General features: G+C 73.6%; 15 protein-coding genes. 4 read left to right on the top strand and 11 right to left on the bottom strand.

Translation table 11 applies throughout. From position 1 onward, the window contains the following. Positions 1 to 29: 29 nt before the first annotated feature. Positions 30 to 371, bottom strand: a complete 342-nt coding sequence (locus BJ999_RS04635; protein WP_218934937.1) for a HEAT repeat domain-containing protein — start codon at positions 369 to 371, stop codon at positions 30 to 32. Between the two features lie 61 nt (positions 372 to 432). Further along, complete coding sequence (locus tag BJ999_RS41745) at positions 433 to 876, bottom strand: MarR family winged helix-turn-helix transcriptional regulator (protein WP_179832125.1); 444 nt, start codon at positions 874 to 876, stop codon at positions 433 to 435. A gap of 51 nt (positions 877 to 927) precedes the next feature. Here BJ999_RS41745 and BJ999_RS04625 point away from each other — a divergent pair, with 51 nt between their 5' ends. The 4 genes from BJ999_RS04625 (at position 928) to BJ999_RS04610 (ending at position 6,085) form a co-directional block, all read left to right on the top strand. Beyond that, the gene (locus tag BJ999_RS04625) at positions 928 to 2,073 is read left to right on the top strand and encodes a substrate-binding domain-containing protein (protein WP_179832124.1); all 1,146 of its coding nucleotides are present in this window, start codon (positions 928 to 930) and stop codon (positions 2,071 to 2,073) included. Between the two features lie 91 nt (positions 2,074 to 2,164). Next, positions 2,165 to 3,571, top strand: coding sequence for an APC family permease (locus tag BJ999_RS04620; protein ID WP_179832123.1), 1,407 nt, complete (start codon positions 2,165 to 2,167; stop codon positions 3,569 to 3,571). Beyond that, on the top strand, positions 3,568 to 4,578 hold the full coding sequence (locus BJ999_RS04615) for an acetamidase/formamidase family protein (RefSeq protein WP_179832122.1): 1,011 nt from the start codon (positions 3,568 to 3,570) through the stop codon (positions 4,576 to 4,578). The genes BJ999_RS04620 and BJ999_RS04615 overlap by 4 nt, the downstream gene beginning before the upstream one ends. A 142-nt stretch (positions 4,579 to 4,720) precedes the next feature. Next, positions 4,721 to 6,085: a hypothetical protein gene (locus BJ999_RS04610; RefSeq protein WP_179832121.1), complete on the top strand. Its 1,365-nt coding sequence runs from the start codon at positions 4,721 to 4,723 to the stop codon at positions 6,083 to 6,085. Positions 6,086 to 6,154: 69 nt separating this feature from the next. Here BJ999_RS04610 and dacB read toward each other — a convergent pair whose 3' ends face one another. The 9 genes from dacB to BJ999_RS04565 form a co-directional block, all read right to left on the bottom strand. Next, positions 6,155 to 7,726: a D-alanyl-D-alanine carboxypeptidase/D-alanyl-D-alanine endopeptidase gene (gene dacB / locus BJ999_RS04605; protein ID WP_179832120.1), complete on the bottom strand. Its 1,572-nt coding sequence runs from the start codon at positions 7,724 to 7,726 to the stop codon at positions 6,155 to 6,157. A 56-nt stretch (positions 7,727 to 7,782) separates the two neighbouring features. After that, on the bottom strand, positions 7,783 to 8,460 hold the full coding sequence (locus tag BJ999_RS04600; RefSeq protein WP_179832119.1) for a spherulation-specific family 4 protein: 678 nt from the start codon (positions 8,458 to 8,460) through the stop codon (positions 7,783 to 7,785). 5 nt (positions 8,461 to 8,465) lie between these two features. Beyond that, complete coding sequence (locus tag BJ999_RS04595; protein WP_179832118.1) at positions 8,466 to 9,353, bottom strand: NAD-dependent epimerase/dehydratase family protein; 888 nt, start codon at positions 9,351 to 9,353, stop codon at positions 8,466 to 8,468. Next, entirely contained in the window at positions 9,350 to 10,084 is a 735-nt protein-coding gene (locus BJ999_RS04590) for a nucleotidyltransferase family protein (RefSeq protein ID WP_179832117.1), read from the bottom strand. Before BJ999_RS04590 ends, BJ999_RS04595 begins: the two co-directional genes overlap by 4 nt. Positions 10,085 to 10,099: 15 nt before the next feature. Continuing rightward, a complete protein-coding gene (locus BJ999_RS04585) occupies positions 10,100 to 11,095 on the bottom strand; it encodes an SDR family NAD(P)-dependent oxidoreductase (protein ID WP_179832116.1) in 996 nt (331 codons plus the stop codon). A 14-nt stretch (positions 11,096 to 11,109) separates the two neighbouring features. After that, positions 11,110 to 12,450: a hypothetical protein gene (locus tag BJ999_RS04580; RefSeq protein ID WP_179832115.1), complete on the bottom strand. Its 1,341-nt coding sequence runs from the start codon at positions 12,448 to 12,450 to the stop codon at positions 11,110 to 11,112. After that, positions 12,447 to 13,880 (bottom strand): GT4 family glycosyltransferase PelF, encoded by a 1,434-nt coding sequence (gene pelF, locus BJ999_RS04575; RefSeq protein WP_218934936.1) that lies wholly within the window; start codon positions 13,878 to 13,880, stop codon positions 12,447 to 12,449. Before pelF ends, BJ999_RS04580 begins: the two co-directional genes overlap by 4 nt. 17 nt (positions 13,881 to 13,897) lie before the next feature. Further along, positions 13,898 to 15,901: a hypothetical protein gene (locus tag BJ999_RS04570; protein WP_179832113.1), complete on the bottom strand. Its 2,004-nt coding sequence runs from the start codon at positions 15,899 to 15,901 to the stop codon at positions 13,898 to 13,900. 214 nt (positions 15,902 to 16,115) lie between these two features. Beyond that, complete coding sequence (locus tag BJ999_RS04565; protein ID WP_179832112.1) at positions 16,116 to 16,766, bottom strand: response regulator transcription factor; 651 nt, start codon at positions 16,764 to 16,766, stop codon at positions 16,116 to 16,118. Positions 16,767 to 16,834 lie beyond the last annotated feature (68 nt).

Raw genomic sequence — 16,834 nt, 5'->3', positions numbered from 1 at the left:
GGCGTCACCAAGATCATGGCCAGGTGCGGCTAGGAGATCCAGCCGTTGGCCTGCGCCCGGTCGAGGGCCTCGTCGGCCTCGCGGGTGTCGAGCATCTCCAGGCCGCGGACCGCCCAGAACCGCAGCGACGCGTCGGGGCTCTCCAGCTGGCCGCGGAACACCTCCAGTGCCTCCGGCGACCGGGCCTCGGCGATCAGTTCGAGCAGCCAGCAGCGCAGGCCGGGGTCGTCCCGCTCCGCCGCGAACTCCGCGATCAGCTCGCCGACGTAGGCGTCGGCGTGCTCGCGCAGGAAGTCGAAGGCGTCCTCACGGACCCGCGGCTCCCTCGTCCGCATGAACTGCATGGCCTGATCGAAACGCCGCCGCGACATGCGCCGACCCTATGGCCGCCTCCCGACAGAACGCACACCGGCGAACGCGCCGGGCCGGGGGTCAGCGGATGCCCTTCCAGAGGTCGGACAGGAGGGCTGACAGGTTCTGGATCGTGTCGCCGTGCCGCTCGGCGAGGGCCTGCTCGTGCGCGCGGGCCAGCGCCTCCAGCCGCTCCAGCTTGGCGCGGCCCAGGTCGGAGACGTGCACCGACACCCGGCGGCGGTCCCGGCTGGAGTGGGACCGGTAGAGGCAGGCGGAGTCGACCAGGGCGTCCACGAGCCGGGTCAGGGTGGGGTGCGGGATCTCGACGATGAGCGCCAGCTCGCCCATCGAGACGTCGTCGGCCTCGGCGAGGGCGCGCAGCACCCGCCACTGCTCGACCGTCGCGCCCTCCTCGTCCAGGCGGGCGCCGAGGTCGCGGGCCAGGGCCCGCTGCGTTCGGGTGAGCAGGTCGACGAGTTCGGTCTCCGCCGTGCGCGCCGCCGCGCCGTGCCGCTCGACCACCCGGTGCCTCCCTCGCCAGCCGCCCGTGGGGAGAGCATACTTGGCCTGGTCATGAAGGGTTCGGCGGTCATGCGCGCGGTGGTGCGGGACGGCACGGGGTTGCTGGTCACCGGGCCTGACCCCGCGGTGCTGCGGCTCGGGCTGCTGCTGCCCCTGTCGGGACCGCTCGGCCTGACCGGGCCGTCCGGGCTGAGCGCCGCGTGCCTGGCCGCGACCGAGGTCAACGCCTCCGGCGGGGCGGCGGGACGGGCCGTCGAGCTGGTGCCGGTGGACGCCGGGCGGTCGCCGGGCGCGGTGGCGGGCGAGGCCCGGTTCCTCGCCGACGCCGGGCTCGTCCAGGCGTTCGTCGGGTTCCACACGAGCGACGTGCACCGGGGCCTGGAGGCGGCGCTCGCCGGGCAGGTGCCGTACGTGTTCACGCCGCCGCACGAGGGCGGGCCGCGGCGGCAGGGCGTGGTGCTGCTCGGCGACTCGCCGGAGCGGCAGCTCGGCTCCGCGCTGCGCTGGCTGAGCACGCGGCTGAGGCTGCGGCGGTGGGCGCTGGTGGGCAGCGACTACATCTGGCCGCGGGCGGTGCACCGGACGGCGGCGCGGCTCGTCCGGTCGGCGGGCGGCGAGGTGGTGCTGGACCGGCTCGTCCCCTTCCCGTGGGCGGCCGGGGACGACCCGGAGGCCCGCTTCGAGGAGGTCGTGCACGCGCTGGCGCGGACGCGCGCGGAGGCGATCCTGCTCAGCCTGGTCGGCCGGGACCTCGCCGTGTTCAACCGGGTGTTCGCCGCCTCGCGGCTGTCCGCCGGGGTGGTCCGGCTGTCGGGGGCGCTGGAGGAGAACGTCCTGCTGGCCGCCGGCGGAGACGACACCGGTGAGCTGTACTCGGCGATGCGGTCGTTCGCCGGGCAGGGGGACGAGCGGCAGCTCGCGCTGGCCGAGCGGTACCGGACGGTGTTCGGCGAGGTCGCCCCCGTCCTCGACGCCTACGCGGAGGGCTGCTACGACGGCGTCCACCTGCTGGCGGCGCTGGCCGCCGCGGGCATGCTGACCGCGCGGCACGGGCGGCCGGCCTCGGCGCGGCTGCTGGCGGGCGCCGACCCCGTCGCGCGGAGCGCCTGGTCGGCCGCGCCGCTCGGCCCGCCGCGCCCGGAGGGCTACCTGGCCAGGGCGGACGGCCTGGACCTCACCGTCGTCACCCGCCTCTGAGATCTGTGCGCATCAAACCTTTTCATTTGAAAAGATTGCCTCTAGGGTTCGCGGAGCGGGAACGACCCGCGTCCTCGGCTGAGGAGGAAGCATGGCCGTCGACCCAACGCCGCCGGAGGGCATCGAGCGCTACGGGTACGCCCAGGAGCTGCGGCGCTCCCTCACGTTCCGGGACCTGGTGGTCTACGGACTGATCTTCATGGTGCCGATCGCCCCGTTCGGCATCTTCGGCAGCGTCTTCGAGGGCTCGGGCGGCATGGTCGCGCTCGCCTACGCCATCGGGATGCTGGCCATGCTGTTCACCGCCGGCTCGTACGCGCAGATGTCGCGGGCCTTCCCGATGGCCGGGTCGGTCTACACCTACGCCGGGCGGGGCATCGCGGCGCCGGTCGGGTTCCTGTCCGGCTGGATGATCCTGCTCGACTACGTGCTGGTGCCGGCCCTGCTCTACCTGATCGCCGGCGTGGCGATGAACTCGCTGGTGCCGGACGTCCCGGTGTGGCTCTGGCTCATCGCGTTCGTCGTGCTCAACACCGTCGTCAACTTCTTCGGCATCGAGATGACCGCCCGGATCAACCGGATCATGCTGGTCGCCGAGCTGGCCATCCTGGCGGTCTTCCTGGTGGTGGGCCTGGTGGCGCTCGCCCAGGGCAAGGGCCACGGCGGGGGCGGCCTCAGCCCGATCTACAACGGCGCGACGTTCTCCTGGGGGCTGGTGTTCGGCGCCGTGTCGATCGCGGTGCTGAGCTTCCTCGGCTTCGACGGCATCTCGACGCTGGCGGAGGAGAACCGCGAGTCGGCCCGCGCCATCGGACGGTCCATGGTGGCCTCGCTGCTGCTGGTCGGTGTGCTGTTCATCGTCCAGACGTGGGTGGCCTCGCTGCTGGTGACCGACCCCGACAGGCTGGTCGGCGAGGGCGACCCGGACGGGACCGCGTTCTACGACGCCGCGCGGGTCGCGGGCGGGGCGTGGCTGGCCAAGCTGACCGCGCTGGCCACCGCGATCGCCTGGGGCTTCGCCAACTCCCTGGTCGCGCAGGCGGCGACGTCCCGGCTGCTGTACGCCATGGCGCGGGACCGGCAGCTGCCGAGGTTCCTCGCCAGGGTGCATCCCCGGCGGCAGGTCCCGGTCAACGCGACCCTGCTGGTCGCGGCCGTCTCGCTGGGCCTCGGCCTCTACATGGAGCAGCGCGAGGACGGCATCACGCTGCTCAGCTCGCTCGTCAACTTCGGCGCCATGACGGCCTTCCTGGTGCTGCACGTCTCGGTCGTCGTCCACTACGTCGTCCGGTCGGGCAGCCGGGACTGGTGGCGCCACCTGGTCGCGCCGGCGATCGGCTTCGGCATCCTCGGCTACGTGGTGGTCAACGCGAAGGTCGCCGCGCAGGAGCTGGGCTTCCTGTGGCTCGGCATCGGGCTGGTGCTGCTGGTCGGGCTGCTGGTCACCCACCGCCGTCCGGCCCTGGCCGGCATCGCAGAGGAGGAGGACGAGAAGTGACGTTCGACGTGGTCCCGCTGAGGGACACCGAGCCCGGTTTCGCGTTCGGCGGCCGGGAGGCGGCGCTCACCGTCGCGCCCGGCACCGTCGTGGAACTGACGACCGAGGACTGCTTCGGCGGCGCCGTCCAAGGGGTGGACGATCTGCCGAGCCGGGTGTGCACCTTCCCCTACCTCAACCCCGTCACCGGCCCCATCGCCGTCGCGGGCGCCGAGCCGGGCGACGCCGTCGCGGTGCACTTCGTGGACATCCGCCCCGCCCGCGACTGGGCGGTCTCGTCCACCTTCCCGCACTTCGGGGCGCTGACCGCGACGCACACGACGGCGATGCTGCACCCGGCCCTGCCGGAACGGGTGTGGATGTACGACGTGGACGCCGCGCGCGGGATCTGCCGCTTCCGGGCCCGCGCGAGCGACCTGGAGATCGAGCTGCCGCTCGACCCCATGCACGGCACCGTGGGCGTGGCCCCGGCCGCCAACGAGGTGATCATGAGCATCACCCCCGGCGCGCACGGCGGCAACATGGACACCCCGGAGATGCGCGCGGGCACCACCGCGTACTTCCCGGTCAACGTGCCGGGCGGCCTGGTCTCGATCGGCGACGGCCACTGCCGCCAGGGCGAGGGCGAGGTCTGCGGGACCGCCGTGGAGGCGGCGATGAGCACCGTCGTGGTCGTGGACCTGATCAAGGGCGCGGCTCCCGCCTGGCCGCGTCTGGAGGACGACCTCCACCTGATGTCGACCGGCTCGGCCCGCCCGCTGGAGGACGCGTTCCGGATCAGCCAGCACGACCTGGTCGGCTGGACGTCCTCGCTGCTCGGCCTGGACGAGCTGGACGCCTACCAGCTGGTCAGCCAGGCGGCGCTCGCCCCGGCGGGCAACGTCGTCGACACCAACTACACGATGCTCGCGAAGATGCCCAAGACCGCCCTGCCGGGCGTCTCCGCATACGACGGCGTCCACGCGCGCCTGCGCGGCACCGCCGAGAGGTACCTTTCCCAGCGCTGACGACGTCAGGGCCCGGCCTTCCACCTTCATCACCCTCCGTGTTCATATAATGCCGGTGCGTTGCGACGTTCGGGGGCGGAGCGCGGCCGCGCGCTCCGCGGGAGGGGTGTGCGTCTTGAGGACGAGCTGGAAAGTGGCGGGGGTGGCCGTCGGGACGGCCGCCGCCGCGGTCGTGTCCGCGGGGTGGTCGGTCGGGGCCTCCGGAGCCGGAGCTTCCGGAGACGGCCGGTGGAGGCTGGTCGCGCATGAGGAGTTCGACCGGCCGCTGCGCGTCGACGGGTCGCCGTGGCGGCTGGACCCGCAGGGGCCGCGCAGCCCGTGGGCGGTCGACGCGTTCGACGACGACGGGGCGGCCTGGAAGAAGATCAGCGGGCCGCTGTTCGAGCGGCAGATGAAGACCCTCAACGTGTTCCGCAAGCGCGTCGCCTTCGGGCGCGAGGGGTGGCTGACGGCGGAGGTCGCCGCCGTCGACAAGGACCGCGACGGGCGGCCCGACTCCCGCCCCGGGCTGTCGGCCGTGACGCTGCCGGGCGGGCACAACGTCGCGCGGATCTCCGAGCCGAAATGGGACGCGGGGGTCCTGATCCGGCCGACCCGCCCACTGCCCCGGTACTACCGGGTGGAGATGACCCTGCGCGGCATCCAGTTCGGCGGCAAGCGGGGCGGCACGTTCGACTACAACGGCAGGCACAACGGCTACACCAGGGAACCGTGCAAGACCCGGTACCCGTGGACGTTCCAGGGCGCGCTGCCCGGCAAGTCCCGGTGCCAATACCCCGACGTGACGAGGGAGAACGGGTTCTACTACCTGACGATCCTCGACCACGCGAACCCGGCGCCGCACGGCAACCCCGGCATCCACTTCCGGCGCAAGGTCATCATGGACGGCTACTACAGCGACGACGCCCGCTGGAAGAACGCCGCGACCTGCAACCCGAAGACCCGCACGATGTACCGGACGTTCGACGGCACCTTCAACGGGATCAACGCACTGTTCCCGCGCGGCGACCTGTTCCGCGAGACCGCCAACAACAACATCAGCAACGAGTACTACGCCAAGACCGCGTGCGGGGAGGCGTCCATGGACCGGCGGTACGGGCCGGGCGGCCGGTTCGAGGGGCACCTGACCAGCGCCGAGCTGCGGCCGGAACTGATGCCGAAGGCCGCCTACCGGTTCGCCATCGAGCGCGACCGCACCGGGTACACGCTGGAGATGAGCGGCCCGTTCCTGCACACCGGGCAGACCACGCTGCGCGTCCACCACGACTTCGTGGAGAACGGGCGCCCGATCTGGCACTACAACCAGACGCCCGGCGAGTACGACGGCCGGTTCGACCGCAGGCTCGTCCACAAGGGCCCGGCCGGGACGTACACGACCGAGCACAACTGGCCGAAGGGCTCGGCCTACCCCGACTCCTTCATCATCGGCGACCCGCACCTGAACTACTACGAGGGCGAGGCGTTCGTCGACGACGTCCGCCTCTACATCCCCAAGAACCAGGGGTGATCCGCGCCGGCGGGGCGCGTTCCGCCGCCGGCGGGACGCGCCCCGCCGTCGGTCAACACCGGCCGCCGTTCAGCAGCGGCCGATCCAGGAGCACTCCACCTGCGGGGCGTTCCCGGAGACGCGGAACGTCCGGACCGCGGAGGGGTCTCCCCCGGCCAGCCGGATCGCGACCCTGTCCTCGATGTCCTTGGGCGCCGCGCCCTGGTAGCCGTTCAGCACGACCGAGAAGACGAGCCGCCGCCCGGACGGGTCGGTGACGTAGCCCGACAGGGCGGAGGCGCCGGTCAGCGTCCCGGTCTTGGCGTGCACGTTGCCCGCGGCCGGGGTGTCCACCATTCGCGATCGCAGGGTGCCGCCGTCGAGGCGGTCGGGGTCACCGGCGACCGGCAGCGCCCGGTACCAGGTGCCGAACCACGGCGCGTCCTGCGCCTTCCTCAGGAGCGTGCCGATGTCCTGCGCGGTCGTGCGGTTCTTGCGCGACAGCCCGGATCCGTCGGCCATCTCCAGTCGTGCGGCGGGGACGCCCTGGCCGCGGGCGTACCGCTCGACCACGGGCAGCCCCGCAGTCCAGCTCCCCTTGCCGGTCTTCTCCCGGCCGATCGCCTTGACCAGGGTCTCGGCGACCATGTTGTTGCTGAGCTTGAGGAACGGCACCATCAGCCGCGACAGCGGCATCGAGGAGCGGGCGGCGAGCGCGGCCACGCGCTTCGGGGTCCTGCCGCGCTCGGTGGCGCCCTTCACCTGGACGCCGTGCGCCCTGAGCGCGCTCCGGAAGACGTCCGCCGCGTACAGGCTCGGGTTCTCGACCGTGCGCAGGGTCGTGTAGGGCGCCGCGCCCGCCGGGTGGGAACCGCTGACCACGATGGTGTCGGTGCCGTTGGCGCGGTTCACCGCCAGCGTGGACGGCGTCCCAGGACGTCCCGTGACCGCCCTGTTGTCGATCTTGACGGTGCCGGTGGCCGGGGCGAGACCGACCGCGACCGGTGCGCCCTCGGCGCCGCCCGGCTTCACCGACACCTCGACCGAGCCCGCGTCGAAGTCGTCGTTCGGCGCGACGGTCAGCGCGGACGTCTGCGCGGCGTAGTAGTACTGCAGGTCCGTCGGGTCCCAGTGCGAGGGCGTGCGAACGGCGTCGAACCAGGTGTCGTCCGCGACGAGGTCGCCCTCGACGCGCCGGATGCCGCGCGCCGCCACCCGGGCGGCGAGCCGGTCGTAGTCGGCCGCCCGCGTCGTCGGGTCGCCGGTGCCCTTGAGGTAGAGGTCGCCCTTGACGGACGATCCGGACACGGCCCGGGCGTACACGCCGGTGCGGAACCGGTACCCCGGCCCCAGCAGCGACAGTGCCGCACCCGAGGTGTAGAGCTTCATGTTCGAGGCGGGCATCACCGGCGCCGTCGCGCCGCGCGAGTAGCGGACGGCGCCCGTCCGGGCATCGCGCACCACGGCGCCCACGGTAGCGCCCTTGAGACGGCCGTCGGCGAGGATGGCGTCGAGGTCCGTGCCCAGATCTCCCTCGGCGGAGTCTCCCTTGGCGGAGTCTCCTTTGGCGGCGGCCGTGGCCGCGGGGTGCATGGCGGGAGCGGCGAGCAGGGACGTCCCGGCGACCAGGACGGACGTGATTCGCACCAGTGGTCCACGCATGGGGTGTGAGCGTAGGGCAACGGCCCTGCGGCGGCAGCGGAACGACACGGCCGGCATCAGTCCCCCGCGTAGACCAGAGAGAGCTCCCTGGAGAAGTACTCGGGCAGGCCGTTCCACGGGTTCGCTCCGTTCCCGTCGGTGATGTACACGACGCCCGCGTTGCAGCGCCTGGCGCGTGCGAGCGCGCGCGGGAGAACCGACCGCGGCGCCGCGTAGACCAGATGGCAGAACCGTTCGGGCGGCAGCCGCGTCGCCCATGCGGGCGCGCGGACGTGCCGGTACGCCGACCAGGGCCCCTCAAAGGTGACGAGCAGGTCGGCGAGCTGCGCGTACGCCTCGTCGGGGTACGCGCCGTGGTTGAGGACGACGTGTTCCGCACCCCGCGCCCGGACCCCCGCGACGATGCGCCGGTACCGCAGCACGTGCTCGGGGACGGCGGACACCTGGTCGAGGAACACCGCCCGGACGCCGTACCACAGGCGGTACCGCCGCACCTCCTCCTCGATCTCGGCGGGCGGACGGCGCCCGTACGCGGTGTCCACGTACCCGGCGAGCCGCACCCCGGCGGCGGACGTGCGGTGCGCGACGTCCGCGAACCCGCTGTCCCGGACCGTGCCCGCGCCGCTGTCGACGTTGAGCACGACGGCGCCGAGACGAGGGTCGGCGAGGTCCGTCCAGTAGACGGCGCCCGGAGGGAAGTACGCCGGCACGGCCACCGACGCGGCAGGCTCCACCCCACTCATGGTTGCGCTGCCCAGAGGTCCCGTAGTGACGTCGTCAGGTCGGTGACGGGGGTCCAGCCGAGGGCCTGGCCGGCGGCGCTGATGTCGGCGCGCTGCCAGGCCACGCCCGCCGAGCGGTCCGAGCCGGCGGCGGCCTCCAGCACCCGGCTCCGCGCGCCGGTGACGCGCAGCAGCTGCGCCGCGAGGTCGCGCAGCGGCGTGGCCCGCCCGCTGCCGACGTTCAGCACGGCGGGCAGCTCACCGGGGGCGCGAACGGCGGCGACCACCGCGTCGGCGACGTCGCGCACGTCCACGAGGTCGCGGCTCGCGTCGAGCGGTCCCACCCGCACGTCCTCGCCGGTGCCCGCCGTGCGGCGCAGCTCGGTGGCGAGCCGCCCGGCCAGCGTGGTGCCGGGCGCGCCGGGTCCGACGGGGTTGAACACCCGCAGGACGACGGCGTCGAGCCCGGTGGCGGCGCGGACGAGTTCCGTCCCGGCCAGCTTCGTGACCCCGTACGGGCCGAGCGGGCGCGGCGGCGCGAGCTCCGAGACGGGCGTGCCCCGCTCGACGTGCCCGTACTCCGCGGCCGAGCCGAGGTGCACGAGCCGGACGGGTCGCGGCACCGCCGCAACCCCCGCGAGGAGGTTCGCGACGGCCACGACGTTGCCCCGGACGAGTTCCGCGGGGGAACCGTGCGTGACCCCCGCGCAGTTGACGACCGCGTCCGGTGCGGCGCGTCGGACGGCCGCCGCCACGGCGCCGGGGCCGGCGGTCAGGTCCAGCGGCAGGCCGCCGAGCCCCAGGGACCGTCCGGCCGCGACGACGTCGATTCCGGCGGCGGCCGCCCGCGCCCGGACGTGCCGGCCGACGAACCCCGTTGCGCCGACCAGCAGGATCCGGCTCATGACCGCCGGGTGGCCGGGACGCGGCCCTCCAGCAGTTGCGGCCGCAGCGCGGGGAACTCGGCGTTGGCCCGGTCGTAGTCGGCGGGCCGGCCGATGTCGAGCCAGTACCCCTCGAACCGGTACTCGCGCGGATGGCGCCCGGCCGCCAGCAGGTCGAGGACGAGCTCGTCGAAGCCGAGCGGGAACCCCGCTTCGTACTCGGCGAGCGCGGCGGCGGACACCCCGTACACGCCCATGCTGACCTGGTAGTCGAGCGTGGGCTTCTCGGCGAACTCGACGACCCGTCCGTCGACGGCGGTGAGGACGCCGAAGTCGATGTCGACCTTCCGCGCGTAGGTGGCGACGGTCAGCGGGGGCCGGGACGCCCGGTGCTCGTCCAGCAGCCCGGCGAAGTCGAGGTCGGTGAGGACGTCGCCGTTGGTCACGAGGAACTCGTCGGGAAGCCGGTCCCGCATGGTCAGCAGCGGTCCGATGGTGCCGAGCGGCGCCTCCTCGGAGGCGTAGTCGATGCGCAGCCCCCACCGGCTCCCGTCACCGACGTAGGACCGGATGAGGTGCCCGAGGTGCCCGATGGCCAGCGTCACGGTGGCGAACCCCTGCCGGGACAGCTGGTGCAACAGGATCTCCAGGATGGAGTACTCGTCGCCTATGGGGACGAGCGGCTTCGGAAGGGTCGTCGTGTACGGGCGCAGCCGCACTCCCTTGCCGCCCGCGAGGATGACGGCGTGCATGATGACGGTGCCTCACTAGATGGTGTAGGTGGACGGTCGGTAGCGCGCCAGGTTGGCGGGGTCGAGGAACCACTCGACGGTCTGCTTGAGGCCCTCTTCGAGGGTGTGCCGGTGCCGCCAGCCGGTGACGCGGCGCAGCCGGCCCGCGTCGCAGACGAGCCGCATGACCTCCGACGCCGCGGGGCGCTCGCGGTCGGCGGCGCACCGGAACTCGGGGTCGGCGCCCATCAGGTCGGCGATGGCCCGGGCGAGCCGCCCCATGGAGATCTCCACGCCGGTGCCGGAGTTGAACGTGCCGCCGACGACGTCGCCGGCGGGCGCCGTGCCGAGCGCGACGAACGCCTCGGCGGTGTCGCGGACGAACGTGAAGTCGCGGGTCGGTTCGAGCGCCCCGACCTCGACGGTGCCGGATCCGGCGGCGATCTGGCCGGCGACGGTGGGGATGAACGCGCGCGCCGACTGCCGGGGCCCGAAGGTGTTGAACGGGCGCAGCGTCACGGCCGGCAGGCCGAACGAGGCGTGGTAGCTCTCCACCAGCCGGTCCGCCGCGATCTTCGTGGCCGCGTACGGGGACTGCGCCTGGAGGGGGTGCGACTCGTCGATGGGCACGCGCCGCGCCGTCCCGTAGGTCTCGCTGGTGGAGGTGTGCACGAGCCGCGGCGTCTCCTCGTCGCGCACGGCCTCCAGGACGTTCAGGGTCCCGGTGACGTTGGTGTCGACGTACGAGCGGGGCGCCCGGTAGGAGTACGGGATCGCGATCAGCGCGGCCAGGTGGTAGACGGTCTGCGCGCCGCGGACCAGGCCGCGCACCGACGCCGGGTCCCGGACGTCGCCCGGCACCGCCTCCACCTGCTCCATCACGTCGGGCGCGACGTCGTCCAGCCACCCCCGGGACGCGAACGAGTTGTACTGCACCATGGCCCGGACGCGATGCCCGCGGTCCACGAGCGCTTCGACCAGGTGGGAGCCGATGAACCCGTCGGCTCCCGTCACGGCGACCGTGTTCTGCATCGGTTGTCTGCCCTTCATCGATGGGAGGTCGCGCGGGCCAGGACGCGGCCCGCGTGGATCGTGAGGAGGACGAGCAGCCCGCACGACGCGGCGAGCTGGACCGTGGCGGGGGCCGCGTCCGGCAGGGCCGGGGCCGCCGCGACCTCGGCGGCCAGGGCGCAGGCGTATCCGGTGAGGGCGGCGCCGATGCGGCCGCAGGCCTGGAGGACGAGCGCCAGGAAGAAGGCGCAGCCGAGCGCGGCGAACCCGCCGAGCGTCCGCGCCGTGACGGCCGTGGCGGGCAGGCGGGCGATGACCGCGGCGACGGCGGTGATCGCCAGCAGCGCCGCCAGGTACTGGACGAGGGCGCAGACCAGGGCGGTACGGGCGGCGCGCGTGAACGCGGCCATGCCGGTGTGCGAGCGCAGGAGGTCGTGGACGCGCCGGCGGTAGGCGTACAGGACCCATTCGGCGCAGCCCATCGACAGCGAGAGCGACAGCACCGCCACCGTCGTGGTCCCCGACGGGACGGGACGGCCCGCCAGCGCGCACAGCAGCGTGTACGTCAGCAGCCCGCCGGTCAGCACCCCGAAGAGGGCGAACGGCAGCGCCGCCCTGAGGTCCGCGCGCGTGACCTTCGGACGTCCGGCGCCGCGGGTGCGGAGGAGCGCGAGCACCGCCGTGGCCGCCAGCGACACCGCCCAGGCGCCCCAGACCGCCGCGGGCGGCCCGTGCCCGGCGAGGTGGAGCGTCCCCGCGGCGACGCCGGGGAGCAGCGCCGGAAGAAGCCACACCTCGGCGCCGTCGACCTGCACGACCGTGGCCGACAGCAGGTAGGCCGACAGTCCGGCGGACAGCGCCGTGGCCATCGCGCCCGCTCCCGCGAGGGCGCCCGTGCCCACCGTGGCCGGGACCACGACCAGCGTCCCGCTCGCGAGCCCGTACCGCAGGACGCCGGACGCCGCGGCCCGGTCCATGCGCCCCAGCCGGATGTACCCGAGGTAGGCCGTCCCCTGGCTGAACGCCCAGGACAGCAGCAGCGAGAACACCAGGACGACGCCGGCGCCCGTCCCGTCGAGCACCTGCGCGCCGGAGACGTAGCAGAGCCCGGGGAGGCCGAACAGCACCCCGCGCAGCAGGTGCCGCAGAGGCTCGGGCCGCCACGGCGCCTCGGTCTTCTCGGCCGGCGGCGGGCGGCGCGGCGTCCGGGCGTACAGGTCCTCGGCGAGCGCGAACACGTCCGGATGGCCGTAGGCTCTGGCCGCCTCGTCGTTGATGCCCTCCGACTCCAGCCCGGCCGTGACCTCCAGCGCGTCGACGGCGCCCGCGCACAGCCCGGCCATGCGCTCGCGCAGGCCCTCCACCGAGGCGCTCACGCGAGCCTCGCCTCGGCCGCCGGACGGGTCGAGCCGCCGGGCGCGCGGAGCCCCGCGTAGATCTCGCGGAACGCGTCGATCGCCCGGTCCACGGTGAACAGTTCGAGCGCCCGCTCCCGCGCGGCCCGGCCGAGCCGCCGCCGCGCCATCTCGTCCCCGAGTAGCCGCAGGCACGCGTCCGCCATCTGGCGCGGCGCGCGCGGCGGGACGACCAGCCCGGTGTCGGCGACCGCCTCGCGCACCCCGCCGACGTCGGTCGCGACGGTCGCGCGACCGCAGGTCATCGCCTCGATCAGCGTGTAGGGGAAGCCCTCGGAGATGCTCGACAGGACGACCACCGTGCCCGCCGCGTAGGCGTCGCGGATGTCCTCGACCCGCCCCTCGAACGTGGCCTGCCCGGCGATGCCGAGGTCGGCGACGAGCTCCTCGCAGCGCGCCCGGTACCGCTCCCCGCCGGACGGGGTTCCGCCGAACATCCGCAGCCGCGCCTCCGGCAGCTCCTCCCGCACCAGCGCGAACGCCCGGATCAGCGTCTCCAGATCCTTGATCGGATCGACGCGCCCCGCCCAGCTGAGGGTGGGGTCGGCGGGTTCGGCGCCGGCCGCCGGGAAGTTCGCCGGGTCCACGCCGTTGTAGACCGTCTCCATGGTCGCGGGGTCGGCGCCGCACCTCACCTCCCACCGCTGGTTGTAGAGGTTGGCGGGCGTGAGCAGGTCGGCCGTGCGGTAGCCGGTGGCGCACAGCAGGCGCATGAAGCCGAGCACCACCGCCTTGACCGGCCACGCGAACGGCGACCGCCGCATCCCGATATAGCGTTCCCGCAGGTAGATGCCGTGCTCGGTGAGGCACAGCGGGGTCCCGTGGGTCCATTTGGCGGCGAGGCCGGGCAGCACGGGGATGCCGTTGGACACCGCGTGCGTGACGTCGGCGCGCGGCGGGGGGACGGTCAGCGGGCGCAGCAGGTGCTCCAGCAGGTCGACCGCCGTGAGCGCGTCGTGGACGGTGGGCCGGACGCCGATCCGGTCGAACGCGTCGGCGCGGGCCGTCCAGGCGTCCATGAGCCAGCGGACGGGCCCCTCCGTGCGCATCGCCGCACCGAGGTCGCTCGTCCGCCCGAACTCGAACAGCCCGCGCAGGACATGGGGGAACACGTCACCGCCCCGGGACGGGGCCAAGATCGCCTCAAGGAGGGAGCGGAAGAGCCGCTCGAACCGGCGGGCCCCGCCGCGGGACGGGGGCCGCCCCGCGGACGGCCCCCACATCGGCACGGATTCGGCGGTCACATGGCCGGGAAGGTCCCAGACCACCGGTTCCGACCCGGTGGTCGTGAGCGCCCGGACGTGGAACGCGTGCTCCGGCATGCCCTGGACGAGCTGGTCGCACCAGACGCTCACACCACCGTAGTTGTGCGGATACGTTCCCTCCGTCACCAGGGTGATCTCCAACGTCAGGCTCCGGGCGGGGTGAGGGTGACGTCCCCGGCCCGGTGGTCCGAGCGCTCGCCGGCGTAGGACTGGCCGAACGGCGCCCCGCCCTCCCGGGTGCCCTCCGGCATGGTGACCGGCACGTCGAGGCCGGCGGGCGCCCTGACCGTGACCCTGCCGTCCTGCAGGTGGGCGGTGACGTCGGCGCCGCCCTTGAGCGCGGCGCGCCACGCGTCCTGCCGGCGCAGCTCGGCGCCCGCCGCCGACATCGGGACGTTCGTCACCGGGGTGTTCTCGGCGAACACCGCGCGGTAGTCGGCGAGGACCCGGTCGAGCAGCGTGTACAGGATGCGGCCCTCTGTGAGGTTCGACTGGTGCGCGTAGTGCGGGCGCGGGTCGTTGCCGAGGATGTGCGACAGCGTGATCCGCGTGTCGGTCGGGACGATGTGGGAGGTGAACCCGGTGGCGGGGTCGAGCGGCGTGATGCACGTCGTCGTGTCGGGACGGTCCTCGCACAGGCCGCTGCCGCCGTCGGCCCGGCGCGTGTAGATCCAGTTGTACTCGTCGACCTCCTCGGCCTCGGTCGCGACGTTGAAGAAGACGCTGAGCGGGTGCCGCGGGACGGTCCGCACGCTCCCGAGTTCCCGCTGCCCGCCCTCGCGGGAGGCGTCGCCCGCCGTCCACCTGACGCCGGCCCCGGCCAGCGCGGGCGCCAGGTTCGGGTTGTCGTCGGGCTGCTGCGGCAGGATCCGCAGGCCCGAGTGCTCGCCGGTCACGAGTTCGTCGGTGTCGAGGGCGATGCCGTGGGCGGTCGCCCAGTCGATGTTCTCGGTGACCTCCTTCCTGATGTCGTCGGCGCCGACGTAGAGGGTCTCGCCGGTCACCGGGTCCTTCACGCACGTCCACGGCCGGATCCGCAGATCCTGCCGGCAGCCGAGGAAGGCGTGGCCGAAGGTGTGGTTCACCCAGCGGAACCTGCCGCGGGCGGCGACGAAGGCGTCGGCGAGCGGGTCGCCGCCCTTCTCGCGTATCTCGTCGTCGCTGCCGCCGCCGTTGAACGCCAGGTCGAGCGCGAACCCGCGCCGCGTCTGCCACTGGTCGGCGAACGCGACGTCCTCGGGCTTCATGCGGATCTCTTCGGTGAGCGTCGGACCCTGGCAGTCCTCCTGGGGAGTGCAGTCGTCCTCGACGCTCCACCGCGAGTCGGGCAGGAACACGTCGTCGACGTGCACGCCGAAGTAATTGCGGCTGTAGCCGAGGTGGACGCCCTTGGTCAACCAGGTGACGATGCCGTGGCCGATCGTCCGGAACTGCCACTGGTCGCTGTTCGCGCTGAAGGTCAGCACCAGCTCGCTGCGCCCGTCGTGGTCGTAGACGCCGCCGAGCGTGCCCGTCCTGCCCTGGACGGTCCCGGTGAGGAACGTCTGGAACGACGCCCCGGCCACGGGGTCGTCCGGCAGCGGTGTCGCGAGGAAACCGTAGCTCTCGCCGACGTCGGCGGCGTTGTCGTCGAACCGCACGGGCCCGCGCAGGTACCGGAACGCGTCGCCGCGCCCGGCGTCGGTGACCTCGGCCGTGGTCCCGTCCAGAGTGCCGGCGTAGCCCGGGGTGTTCATCCCGACCGTGGAGGACGGGTACACGTACGAGTCGAGCTGGCGGATCCCGAACCGCTTCTCGTAGTCGGCGAGCACGGTCATCTCGGCGGCGTCGGCGAACGGCGCCGCGTTGGGCAGCACGACCGCCTGGTACCTGGCGCGCGGCGCCCCGTCGACGGTGTCGGACAGGAACGCCTCGTCGATCACCGGCCGGCCGGAGTCGCGCAGGTCGACGGTCGTGTGGGGGACGCCCTCGGCCCTCAACTGGTCCGCGACGGCCGACACCGAGGCGCCTCCGTCGGTGACGACGAGGACCCGCAGGTCGACGCGGGGACCCGCGGCGGTGGCCGGGGGCTGCGGGCCGAGGGTCAGGGCGGCCGCCGTCAGCACCCCGGCGAGGACGCTGAGGGCGGGGCGGCGGACGACGCTCACGGGGCCTCCCGGAGCACGCGACGACGGCGACTGAATTTCAACACCGTTCACATCCCGAATAGAAAGGCAATTGAGTTCTTTCGAACCGGACGACCAGAGCATGCGGTACCGCATCGGGCGAGTAAAGGCGGGGCCGGGCCCATCTTGGACCGGGACCGGTCCTAGGACTCCGCGGGGCCTGCGGAAATCGCTTTACCGCGGCCCGTGATCGGCCTTAGGGGATGTCCGCCCCGCCGCCGGCGGACACCGGGCGCAATTCCCGCCAGCGGGCGATGGCGTGCTCGCGGCCGGTCGCGCCCAGCCGGCGGTAGATCTGGTGCGCGTGGTTCTTCACGGTCTTCTCGGCGATGACCAGGCGGCGTGCGATCTGCCGGTTGGTCAGCCCGGCCGCGATCAGGTCCAGGATCTCGGCCTCCCGGGCCGTCAGCCCGTGGCCCGGCCAGGCCGGGACCCGGCGGCGCGGCCCGTCGTGCAGCCAGCGGACGAGCGCGGTCACCACCGGCGGGGAGAGCGACGACTCCCCGCGCCCCGCCGCGACCAGCACGTCCGCGAGGTCCGCCGGCTCGAAGTGGCCGTAGGTGAGGCAGCCGTGCGCCCCGGCGGCGAGCACCTGCACGAGGACGTGCGGGTCCTGCGTCGCGGTGACCACGACGATCCGGACGGCGGCCGCGGCCCGGACCAGCCCGCCGACGGCGCCCGGGTGCGGCGGCGAGGCGTCCAGCAGCACCACGTCGGGCGCGTGGTCGCGGACGGCGGCCGGGGCGCGGTCAGCGGGCGCGCCGCCCGCGACGACCACGCGCGGCACCGAGTCCAGCAACGACGCGAATCCGATCCGGGAGACCGGATTGTCACTGACAATCAGCACCCGAACCGATTTCGATTCGGGCTCCGGACCGGGAGTCGCCATACATCGAGAATAGAGGATGTCATTGA

This window comes from Actinomadura citrea, assembly GCF_013409045.1.
In the GTDB taxonomy this organism is placed as follows: domain Bacteria; phylum Actinomycetota; class Actinomycetes; order Streptosporangiales; family Streptosporangiaceae; genus Spirillospora; species Spirillospora citrea.
Note: the sequence above shows the minus strand (reverse complement) of the source record. Positions and strands in the feature narration are given on the sequence as shown.